The 11,342-nt window shown below is 40.4% G+C and carries 10 protein-coding genes and 1 pseudogene; 6 read left to right on the forward strand and 5 right to left on the reverse strand.

Annotated features, from left to right (window positions below; translation table 11 throughout):
• On the forward strand, positions 1-1,039 hold a 1,039-nt coding region (locus tag QM406_RS09605; RefSeq protein ID WP_414274092.1), incomplete at its 5' end, for an LPXTG cell wall anchor domain-containing protein.
• Between the two features lie 442 nt (positions 1,040-1,481).
• On the forward strand, positions 1,482-2,765 hold the full coding sequence (gene tig / locus QM406_RS09610; protein ID WP_414274093.1) for a trigger factor: 1,284 nt from the start codon (positions 1,482-1,484) through the stop codon (positions 2,763-2,765).
• A 47-nt stretch (positions 2,766-2,812) separates the two neighbouring features.
• On the opposite strand, the gene QM406_RS09615 is transcribed toward tig, so the two are convergent.
• The 3 genes from QM406_RS09615 to rnhC form a co-directional block, all read right to left on the reverse strand.
• Positions 2,813-5,179, reverse strand: coding sequence for an ATP-dependent RecD-like DNA helicase (locus QM406_RS09615; protein ID WP_414274094.1), 2,367 nt, complete (start codon positions 5,177-5,179; stop codon positions 2,813-2,815).
• A gap of 100 nt (positions 5,180-5,279) precedes the next feature.
• The gene (gene lepB / locus QM406_RS09620) at positions 5,280-5,891 is read right to left on the reverse strand and encodes a signal peptidase I (RefSeq protein WP_075231822.1); all 612 of its coding nucleotides are present in this window, start codon (positions 5,889-5,891) and stop codon (positions 5,280-5,282) included.
• 3 nt (positions 5,892-5,894) lie between these two features.
• Entirely contained in the window at positions 5,895-6,776 is an 882-nt protein-coding gene (gene rnhC, locus QM406_RS09625) for a ribonuclease HIII (RefSeq protein ID WP_414274095.1), read from the reverse strand.
• A gap of 86 nt (positions 6,777-6,862) precedes the next feature.
• Between rnhC and zapA the strand changes: the two genes are divergently transcribed.
• The 3 genes from zapA (at position 6,863) to QM406_RS09640 (ending at position 10,163) form a co-directional block, all read left to right on the forward strand.
• Entirely contained in the window at positions 6,863-7,165 is a 303-nt protein-coding gene (zapA, locus tag QM406_RS09630; RefSeq protein ID WP_075229941.1) for a cell division protein ZapA, read from the forward strand.
• A complete protein-coding gene (locus QM406_RS09635) occupies positions 7,162-7,710 on the forward strand; it encodes a CvpA family protein (RefSeq protein ID WP_075231824.1) in 549 nt (182 codons plus the stop codon). The genes zapA and QM406_RS09635 overlap by 4 nt, the downstream gene beginning before the upstream one ends.
• A gap of 116 nt (positions 7,711-7,826) precedes the next feature.
• On the forward strand, positions 7,827-10,163 hold the full coding sequence (locus QM406_RS09640) for an endonuclease MutS2 (RefSeq protein WP_414274096.1): 2,337 nt from the start codon (positions 7,827-7,829) through the stop codon (positions 10,161-10,163).
• On the opposite strand, the gene QM406_RS09645 is transcribed toward QM406_RS09640, so the two are convergent.
• Entirely contained in the window at positions 10,106-10,441 is a 336-nt protein-coding gene (locus QM406_RS09645; RefSeq protein ID WP_410530119.1) for a transposase, read from the reverse strand. The two genes, QM406_RS09640 and QM406_RS09645, sit on opposite strands and share 58 nt — an antisense overlap.
• 324 nt (positions 10,442-10,765) lie before the next feature.
• On the opposite strand from QM406_RS09645, the gene QM406_RS09650 reads away from it, so the two are divergent.
• Entirely contained in the window at positions 10,766-11,119 is a 354-nt protein-coding gene (locus QM406_RS09650) for a DUF3397 domain-containing protein (protein WP_311523753.1), read from the forward strand.
• Positions 11,120-11,132: 13 nt separating this feature from the next.
• On the opposite strand, the pseudogene QM406_RS09655 reads toward QM406_RS09650, so the two are convergent.
• Positions 11,133-11,270 (reverse strand): annotated as a pseudogene (locus QM406_RS09655) (IS630 family transposase); the annotation flags it as partial.
• Positions 11,271-11,342: the final 72 nt, after the last annotated feature.

An 11,342-nucleotide genomic window follows, 5' to 3' on the forward strand; every position in this document is an offset into this window, starting at 1 on the left:
AGATACAGTAACCTACAAACCACTTGGAAACTTGGTTCCAAAACCAGGAACACCAGACGATCCAAACTTCCCATCAACACCAAAAGTGAAGTATCCAAATGATCCAACAGATCCAGGTAAACCAGGTCAACCAGTTGTTCCAGACGTACCAGGCTACAAACCATACTTGCCAGATCCAAAAGATCCAAGCAAACCAGGTAAACCAGTAGAACCAGGAAAACCAATCACTCCTGAAAACCCAGGTGATGACACCCCAATCATCTACGTTCCAATCGTAAATGATGTGACAAAACCAACTAAACAAACAGTTAAGTTTGAAGGAGCAGGCGATAAGACTCCAGGAGACAATGTCCAAGATGACTTTACATTTACTGGTAAAGAAAACAAAGCTTCTGGAACTACAACATGGACTGAGAAGAGCCATATTTATGGTAAGGTATCTGTACCAGTAATTCCAGGTTACTACGCTGATAAGACAGAAGCTGGTGGTAAGACAGTTACTCCAGAAAATCCTGAAGCAACAGATACAGTAACCTACAAACCACTTGGAAACTTGGTTCCAAAACCAGGAATACCAGACGATCCAAACTTCCCATCAACACCAAAAGTGAAGTATCCAAATGATCCAACAGATCCAGGTAAACCAGGTCAACCAGTTGTTCCAGACGTACCAGGCTACAAACCATACTTGCCAGATCCAAAAGATCCAAGCAAACCAGGTCAACCAGTAGAACCAGGTAAGGAGCTTCCAAACCTTCCAACAAATCCAGGTGATGATACTCCAATCATTTACGTACCAGTAACTCCAGAGAAACCAGTAACTCCAGAGAAACCAGTGACTCCAGAGAAACCAGTAACTCCAGAGAAACCAGTAACTCCAGAGAAACCAGTGACTCCAGAGAAACCAACCTCTGCTAAAGAAAATACTCCTCAGTTGCCAAATACTGGTACTGAAGATCATACTAGCTTAGCAGCACTTGGACTTCTTGGAGTAATGAGTGGATTTGGACTTGTAGTTCGTAAGAAAAAAGAAGATTAAAATAAAAATTTAATCCTATTGAAATTACTTCGGACTAGATGATAGAGTCTATAGCATTAAGAGGACAAACATTTTAAGAATGTTTGTCTTCTTTTTAGTTATCAAATTTGGTATTCAATATTACCTTACAATACTTTATAGAGATAATTTTTGTATGTGTAATTCTCAAAATGAATCAAACTTAAATTTTTATGTGGAATACTTTATGCAATTGAAAATATACTCTCAAAGAATATTCAAAATTAAAATAATAATACTTGGAAATACTAGCTAAAAACTAACTCTAGAATGTCAAAAATTTACTAAATTTTCCTGAGTAGACTAAGATAGAAAATTATAAAAAATGTGTTTTAGCCAGATTTATCAGCATTAGTCTAGCTTTTATCAATGGAAAATGTTATAATAGACTGTATTTAAAAAAATTTTAAGGAGAAATGACAGAATGTCTGTATCATTTGAAAACAAAGAAACAAACCGTGGTGTCTTGACTTTCACTATCTCTCAAGACCAAATCAAACCAGAATTGGATCGTGTATTTAACTCAGTAAAGAAATCTCTTAACGTTCCTGGTTTCCGTAAAGGTCATCTTCCACGTCCTATCTTCGACCAAAAATTTGGTGAAGAGTCACTTTACCAAGACGTTATGAACGCTCTTTTGCCAAACGCTTATGAAGCAGCTGTAAAAGAAGCTGGTCTTGAAGTAGTTGCACAACCAAAAATTGACGTAACTTCAATGGAAAAAGGTCAAGACTGGGTTGTCACTGCTGAAGTTGTTACAAAACCAGAAGTTAAATTGGGTGACTACAAAAACCTTGAAGTATCAGTTGATGTAGAAAAAGAAGTAACAGATGCTGACGTTGAAGAGCGTATCGAACGCGAACGCAACAACTTGGCTGAATTGGTGATCAAAGAAGCTGCTGCTGAAAACGGCGACACTGTTGTTATCGACTTTGTTGGTTCTATTGACGGTGTTGAATTTGACGGTGGAAAAGGTGAAAACTTCTCACTTGGACTTGGTTCAGGTCAATTCATCCCTGGTTTCGAAGACCAATTGGTAGGTCACTCAGCTGGTGAAACTGTTGACGTTATCGTAACATTCCCAGAAGACTATCAAGCAGAAGACCTTGCTGGTAAAGAAGCTAAATTCGTAACAACTATCCACGAAGTAAAAGCTAAAGAAGTTCCAGCTCTTGACGATGAACTTGCAAAAGACATCGACGAAGAAGTTGAAACACTTGCTGAATTGAAAGAAAAATACCGCAACGAATTGGCTGCTGCTAAAGAAGAAGCATACAAGGATGCAGTTGAAGGTGCAGCAATCGATAAAGCAGTTGAAAATGCTGAAATCGTAGAACTTCCAGAAGAAATGATCCACGAAGAAGTTCACCGTTCAGTAAATGAATTCCTTGGAAACTTGCAACGTCAAGGTATCAACCCTGACATGTACTTCCAAATCACTGGAACTACTCAAGAAGACCTTCACAAACAATACGAAGCTGAAGCTGAGTCACGTACGAAGACTAACCTTGTTATCGAAGCAGTTGCGAAAGCTGAAGGATTTGACGCTTCAGAAGAAGAAATCCAAAAAGAAATCGAGCAATTGGCTGCAGACTACAACATGGAAGTTGCACAAGTACAAAGCTTGCTTTCGGCTGAAATGTTGAAACACGATATCGCAGTGAAAAAAGCTGTTGAATTGATCACAAGCACTGCAACAGTAAAATAATCTTTACAAGATAAAAGCCCACCTGATTCGGTGGGTTTTCTTGTACTTTATTTTCCGAAAAATTCCTGCAGGTCTTCTTGGCTAATCCCAATCATGGCTGGAATATTAGACCAGTTGTCCTCGGTTAGGATGTAGGATTGTTCAGAATCTGTTGAAGTTGTAATATCGGTAGCAAGTTGGTTTGTTTCCTCGGCATTCTCCATTAGGTCAGCGAAACGTTCAATCAGATAGGTCTTACGAGCTGTTCCGATATGTTGAACTGCATAGTCAAAGGCCTGTATTTCGCCTAGTAAAATCAGTTTACTTTTGGCCCGAGTGATAGCAGTGTAGATGAGATTACGCTCTAACATGCGCTTGCTTGAACTGGTGATAGGTAGAATAACGACGGGAAACTCGCTACCCTGAGACTTGTGGATACTCATGGCATAGGCTAAACGAATCTTGTACCATTCATTTCGAGGATAGGAAACCTCGTTCCCATCAAAATCAATCATCATTTCATCTTGTTTAGATTCAGTGTATTTTCCAGGAATGAGGTCCGTGATGTAGCCTAAGTCTCCATTAAAAACATTGACCTCTGCATCGTTAACTAGGTGGATAACCTTATCTCCTGTTCGATAGTGACACTGAGGAGCTTCAAAGCTAAGCTGCTCTTTTTGTGGAGGATTAAGGAGGTCTTGCATGAGCTGGTTGATGGCATCAATACCAGCAGTTCCACGGTACATAGGGGCAAGAACTTGAATGTCGCGAGCAGGAATGCCACTTCTGATAGCAGCACCTAGGATTTTTTCAATGCTAGCGGGGATATGGTTACTAGCGATTTCAAAGTAGGAGCGGTCTGCTTTTTTCTGGGTAAAATCTGCAGGTAATATTCCCTGGCGAATCTGACTGGCAAGAGTGACGATGGTAGATTCTTCGCTCTGACGGTAGATTCTTTCTAACCGTGTTTGAGGGATACTTGAAATCTGGAGCAAGTCAGCCAAGACTTGACCAGGACTAACCGATGGCAGCTGGTCGCTATCACCCACGATGAGAATTTTACTGTTTGAAGAGATGTTGGAGAAGAGCTGGTTGGCCAGCCAAGTATCTACCATCGAAAACTCGTCAACAATGATAAAGTCAGCATCCAGATAATCTTCCAGATGGCTGGTATCGTCGTCTCCAGTCATACCCAAGTGGCGGTGAATAGTTGCACTTGGTAGTCCTGTCAGCTCATTCATACGACGGGCTGCGCGACCGGTGGGAGCGGCTAGGAGAATGGGCAGATTGCTCTTTTTCTTGAGATCTAGTCCTTCTAAGAGAGCATAGACAGCGATAATGCCGTTGATAACAGTAGTCTTACCTGTACCAGGTCCACCTGTAAGGATAAAGACCTTGTTCTGGATAGCATCGCAGATAGCCTGTTTTTGAATACTATCATACTCAATCCCCAGTTCTTCCTCAACAGTTGCGATATGTTCTTGAATGGTTTCTAGATCCTGTTTTTTACTCTGCCCTTTTTCGAGGATTCTGATGAGATGGCTGCGAATCCCCTCTTCTGCAAAAAAGAGGCTATTATCAAAGATTTTGGTATCAATCTGCTGGACCTTATCTTCTTCAATCAGATAAGCAAGTTCTTGGGCAACTTGACTCGGCTCTAGTTCGACTGGACGAGAGGATTCAAGAAGGTTGAGGGTTTGCTCCAACAAGTCTCTAGCTTCCATATAGGTATCTCCCGTTTCCATGCAACCTTGAAAGAGAGTATGGACGAGACCAGCACGGAAGCGCTCGGGAGCCTGGCTCTCAATCCCCAATTCTTGGGCCAATTGGTCAGCGATGGTAAATCCCAAGCCCTTGATATCCTCGACCAGTTGATAGGGATAGTTCTCGACAATCTCTAGCGTTTCTTCCTTGTAAAAGTCTTGAATCTGGAAGGCTAGTTTATTTGGGATGCCGTAATTAGCCAGTTTGGCTAAGACCATCTCTGTTCCGTAATTAAGACGAAGGGTTGAGACGAAGGCTTCACGGTTTTTAGCAGAGAGTCCAGAGATAGACTGGAGTTTGTCTGGATTTTCTAAGATTTTGTCGATAGTGTTATCTCCGTAAATATCCACAATTTTCTGGGCTGTTTTGAGTCCAATCCCCTTAAAATGGCTGCTGGAGAAATACTTGACCAAGCCCTTACTAGTCGGCTTGGCTCTCTCATAGCGAGTCATTTGTAGCTGTTCCCCATACTTAGAGTGTTGGACAATTTGTCCCCAAAAGGTGTATTCCTCTCCTTCAATGATATCAGCCATGGTACCTGTGACAATGATTTCATAATCATCAAAGTCTTCAGCATTGGTATCCTCAATATCTAGGAGTAAAATACGGAAAAAATTGCTGACATTTTCAAAAATAATGCGTTCAATGGTGCCTGAAAAATAAACTTCCATAAAATTCCTTACAATAGTGTCTGAGAAAATTTATCCCAGATTTAGTCAAAATAGAATGAGAAGAGGCTGAGATGGATAATTCTCGGCCTCTTCCTAGTTTTTAAAATGTTCCGATACGCTTGAGTGGCCAAAAGCGGAATTTGGCTTCACCAGTGATATCTTTTGCCTTAAAGGTACCAACATGTCGACTGTCGCTAGATACCAGACGGTCATCACCAAGTAGGAGGTATTCTCCTTCTGGAACAGTGAAGGTGAAGCTAGTGTTGTAATTAACATCTAGGGTAAAGGCTTGAGCCTTTTGGGCAATGGTTCTAAAGTATTCTCCCTTTTTACCATCCCAACCAGTTCCAGTATAAGTGCTTTGGAGTTTATCTTCCTTGAAACGCTTAAGGTATTCTGCTAAATAGGGCTCATCAGTTTCTTGACCATTGATATAGAGCTTGTCGCTTTCGTAACGGATAGTATCTCCTGGCATACCAATGACCCGTTTAACGATATCCTTGTTCCCATCGTCTTCATGAGCAACCACAATATCAAAACGATTGATTGGGAGATGTTTAACCACAAAGAGGACTTCTCCATCTGCCAAGGTAGGATCCATTGAATGTCCTTCTACACTGACATTCCTCCAGAGAAAGAGACGACTAAGGGCGATAAGAGTGATAATGAGGATAAAACTCCACTCTTTTAAAAACGATTTAAAATATTTCATAATTTACCTTTCTAGCAGTTTTTTTGCTTTTTCAGTATTTTTAAAATGAAGTTTGGCGCAGAAGTTAAGTCCCTGCATACCATAAGCTTGAAGGATTTGGCTAGCTACCTTATCAGAAGCTGTCCCAGCCCCGCTTGGAAGTTGGTAGCCAAGTTCTCCACCCAGATTTTCTAAATTTTCCAGAAATAGATCACGCGCAATGATAGAACTTACTGCGACAGCCAAGTACTTACCTTCGGCTTTTTCCTCCAGACTGACTGGATTAGAAAAATGATTGGCTTCCTTTTTTAAGTACTTCTCATAGTTTTGAGCACTCGTAAAAGCATCGATCACAATCTTTTCTGGCTGGACTCCCTTTTGGAGGAGGAGAAAAATTGCTTGATTGTGCAGGGCTACCTTTACGGAAACGGCATTGTAGCGCTCCCCAATGACTTCATTATACTTACTGGGAGAAAGAAGTAGCGCTTGGTGCTGGATTCTCTCCTTAAGCAGGGGAGCAAGCTGACGAATCTTTTGGTCTGTCAGAGTCTTAGAATCCCCAACACCTAGTTTTCGTAGGAAGTCATGCTGGTCAGGAGTCACAAAGGATGCTACTACAGCTAGACCACCGAAGTAGGAACCATTTCCCACCTCATCTGTTCCAATCAAGGGGAAATTTTGTCCGCTAGTTCCTTGACTGACTTGATAACCAAAAAAACTGGCATAGTTTTCAGCCATTTCTCCCTGAAGCAAGACTTTTCCAGAAGTGTAGATGGAAACACTTGCCTGCGGAAGCTTCAAAAAGTAGCGAATATAAGGATTTTTACTAGGAGTCAGTGCTTGTTCATATTGCTGAACAAAGGTTTGGATTTCCTTTTCAATAGGGGTTAATGTAATACTTGCCATAGTTCTTATTGTACCATAAAAGCTGTAGAATTGGTAAAAACTGACAAACTTAGTGAAATTTGGTATAATATCGTGAGGTGAATTTTATGGCAAATTTAAATCGATACAAGTTTACATTCGGAAAAAAAACATTGACCCTAACAACTGAGCATGACAACCTCTTTATGGAGGAAATTGCCAAGGTCGCAACAGAAAAATATGAAGCAATTAAAGAGCAAATGCCTGGAGCGGATGATGAGACAATCGCTATTTTATTAGCAGTCAATAGCTTGTCAACCCAACTCAGCCGTGAGATTGAATTTGATGATAAGGAGCAAGAATTAGACGCCCTTCGTCATCAAGTTGTAGCGACTAAACAAGAGCATAGCAAGATTGAGGACTCACTATGATTTCCATCTTTCTTTTATTGGTTCTGGCTTGGAGTTTTTATATCGGCTATCGCAGAGGCTTGGTCCTACAAGTCTATTATCTCCTAGCTACAATCGTCTCAGCTTATTTTGCGGGGAATTTTTATCAGTCATTGGGAGAAAAATTTCATTTGTTGATTCCGTATGCCAATCCCCAGGAAGGGCAGGGTACCTTTTTCTTCCCATCTGACCAGCTCTTCCAATTGGACAAGGTCTTTTACGCAGGTATTGGCTATCTCTTAGCCTTTACCGTATTTTACTGCATCGGTCGTTTGATTGGACTCTTTTTTAACCTAGTACCAACCAAAAAGTTAGGTGGCAAATATTTTCGCATCGGTGCAGGAGTCTTATCAGTCGGAGTGACCTTATTTGTCCTTCAAATGATGCTGACCATCCTTGCGACTGTGCCCCTAGCAATCGTTCAAAATTCACTTGAAAATAGTCTAGTAGCCAAACATATGATTCAAAGTATTCCAGTGACTACTGACTTGATTAAACAACTCTGGGTAACCAAACTAATCGGATAAAAAGGGCGGGAATTATTCCTAGCCTTTTGTTTACAATTCCAAAAGTTAAGGAGACTTTTAAGAAAGCTTGAGAACTTGAATACAGGGTTTTTAGGCTTATAACTAAGGAAAAGAAAATGAATAAAAAAATACTAGAAACATTAGAATTTAATAAGGTCAAGGCTTTATTTGAGCCCCATCTTTTGACGGAACAAGGATTAGAACAATTAAAGGATCTAGTTCCGACAGATAAAGGGGATAAGATTAAGCAAGCTTTTGCAGAGATGGAAGAAATGCAAGAGCTCTTTGTTGAGCATCCTCACCTCAGTATCTCGGGAACAAAAGACATTGCTGCAACCTGCAAACGTTTAGAAATGGGAGCAGATCTCAACATCGAGGAATTTCTCCTTCTCAAACGCGTCATTTTTGCTAGTCGTGAATTAAAGAATTTCTATGACAATCTTGAAAATGTACGTTTAGAGCATCTAGCTAACTGGTTTGAGAAACTTCATGATTTTCCACATTTGCAGGGGAATTTACAAGCCATCAACGAAGCTGGATTTATTGAGAACTTTGCTAGTGAGGACTTGGCACGAATCCGCCGTAAAATCCATGATAGTGAAAGTCAAGTCAGAGATGTCTTGCAAGATCTTCTCAAACAAAAGGCCCAGATGTTGACGGAAGGTATCATCACTAGTCGAAATGGTCGCCAGGTTCTTCCAGTTAAAAATACCTATCGTAACAAGATTGCCGGTGTCGTTCATGATATTTCTGCCAGTGGGAACACTGTTTATATCGAACCACGTGAAGTGGTCAAGCTAAGTGAGGAGATTGCAAGTCTTCGTGCAGACGAACGCTATGAGATGATGCGTATCCTCCAAGAACTCTCTGAAAGAGTAAGACCGCACGCGGCAGAAATTGCAAATGATGCTTGGATTATCGGACATTTGGACCTGATTCGTGCTAAGGTTCGCTTTATCCAAGAGACGGAGGCAGTAGTACCTCAAGTGTCTGAGGGACAGGAGATTCAACTGCTGCACGTTCGTCATCCTCTTGTAAAAAATGCAGTCGCAAATGATGTGCACTTCGGCAAAGAATTAACAGCTATCGTCATCACTGGTCCAAATACGGGTGGTAAGACTATCATGCTAAAGACCTTAGGTTTGACGCAATTGATGGCCCAGTCTGGACTGCCAATTCTAGCCGATAAGGGCAGTCGTGTAGGGATTTTCGAGGAGATTTTCGCAGATATCGGAGACGAACAGTCCATCGAACAAAGTCTCTCAACCTTCTCTAGTCATATGACCAATATCGTAGATATTCTTGGTAAAGTCAATCAAAACTCGCTCTTGCTACTAGATGAGCTTGGAGCAGGTACAGATCCCCAAGAAGGGGCTGCTCTTGCCATGTCTATTCTAGAAGACTTACGTCTGCGTCAGGTCAAAACTATGGCAACCACTCACTATCCTGAACTCAAGGCCTACGGAATTGAAACGGCCTATGTTCAAAATGCAAGTATGGAATTTGATACAGCAAGCCTGCGTCCAACCTATCGTTTTATGCAGGGAGTTCCAGGTCGAAGCAATGCCTTTGAAATTGCTAAACGTCTAGGCTTGTCAGATGTCATCGTAGGTGATGCCAGCAAGCAGATTAATCAAGACAATGATGTCAATCGGATCATTGAGCAGTTGGAAGAGCAGACACTTGAAAGCCGGAAGCGTCTTGAAAATATTCGCCAAGTCGAGCAAGAAAACCTCAAGATGAACCGTGCCCTTAAAAAACTTTATAACGAGCTCAATCGTGAGAAAGAAACTGAACTCAATAAGGCGCGTGAACAAGCTGCTGAGATTGTTGATTTGGCTCTAGCTGAGAGTGATGATATACTTAAAAATCTTCACAGTAAATCTCAACTAAAACCACATGAGATTATTGAAGCCAAGGCTAAGCTCAAGAAGTTAGCTCCTGAAAAAGTTGACCTTTCTAAAAACAAGGTCCTCCAAAAGGCCAAGAAAAAACGAGCTCCAAAGGTTGGGGATGACATTATCGTTTTAAGCTATGGTCAACGAGGTACCTTGACCAATCAACTCAAGGATGGACGTTGGGAAGCACAGGTTGGCTTGATTAAGATGACGCTTGAGGAAAAAGAGTTTGACTTGGTTCAAGTCCAGAAAGAAGCGCCAGTCAAGAAGAAACAAGTTAACGTCGTTAAACGTGCAGTAGGCAAAGGTCCACAAGCTCGACTAGACCTTCGTGGCAAACGCTACGAGGAAGCTATGGAAGCCTTGGATGCCTTTATAGACCAAGCCCTACTCAACAATATGGCTCAAGTAGATATCATCCATGGTATCGGTACAGGAGTCATCCGTGAAGGGGTGACTAAGTACCTACAAAGAAATAAACAGGTCAAGAGCTTTGGCTATGCACCACAAAATGCAGGTGGATCTGGCGCAACCATTGTAACCTTTAAGGGATAAAGTGAAACGAATGAAAATTTGATCCTAGATAAACTACCTCTACCTGCAAGATAATCTGTTACAGTCTTTTCTTTTAACTCTGAACTATATTTCTTCCAGCTATGACGCTCCTTGAGCCCTTCGACACCCTCTGTTTGATACTTACGAATCCAATTTCTGATTGTGTCACCATTTACTCCAAATGCTTTGGTCAAAATAGATATTGACTTCCCTTGTTTAAGGTAAAGATGAACAACTTCTAACTTCTCCTCCACTGATTTCGGACCTCTTTTTGACATACGAAAACTCCCCCTGTAGTTTCTAGTGAAATTTTGTTTTTTCACTGTCCACTATAAGGGGAGTATATCAATGAACAAGACCCAGAAAAAGTAGCTTTATTTCTTAAAAAATTTAATAGTTTAAAGCACTTAGCACCTGTTTATATTGATGAAACAAAAAAGATTTATATTGAGAGTTCAAACTATCATCGTACCGAAAACATGATTCATTCTGTTCAAGCAGGAATTATAAAATCTGTTTCTTACCAATGATTTTTTGCTAAAACAGTAATAAATCAAGGAATTTACTTTTCTATTCTCAAAATTTTATGATACAATAATGGTATGATTTTAATGAAACTTGCTTCCATCTTGCTTTTGGTACTAACCTTAGCTCTGGCGATTATTTTAAGCAGACTCTTTAAGTTAAAGAAAAGGGGCATCAATGCTGCTGATTTAGCTTTTCCTTTTCTAATTTTTGAATATTATTTGATAACGGCTAAGATGTTTATACATAATCAACTTCCCGTATTGGGAACGGCCTTATCAATACTAGCAATTGTGTTAGTCTTTTTCTTCTTAAACAAAAGACGTAGTTTTTATTATCCAAAATTTATTAAATTCTTTTGGCGAGCTGGATTTTTACTAACACTGCTCATCTATATCATCATGATTGTTCAAATTTTCATGATGAAATAGTCAGCTATTATAGTCAATTGAAACAAGGACAGGACAAAAGAGCCTCGAAAAAAGTATTGCAACTTGGCAATACCTTTTTGAGATGCTTTTTAATATGGCTCTCTGTCAACTGTAGTGGGTTGAATAAAAAGCTAACATCTGGAGAGGACAATCGTTGTCCTCTCTATTTTTATATTAAGAGCGATGAAAATTCGTTTCTTAAAGTTGTCAAAGTTCCTAAAAC

The sequence above is a fragment of the Streptococcus infantis genome (genome assembly GCF_047465035.1).
Lineage (GTDB): Bacteria > Bacillota > Bacilli > Lactobacillales > Streptococcaceae > Streptococcus > Streptococcus infantis_T.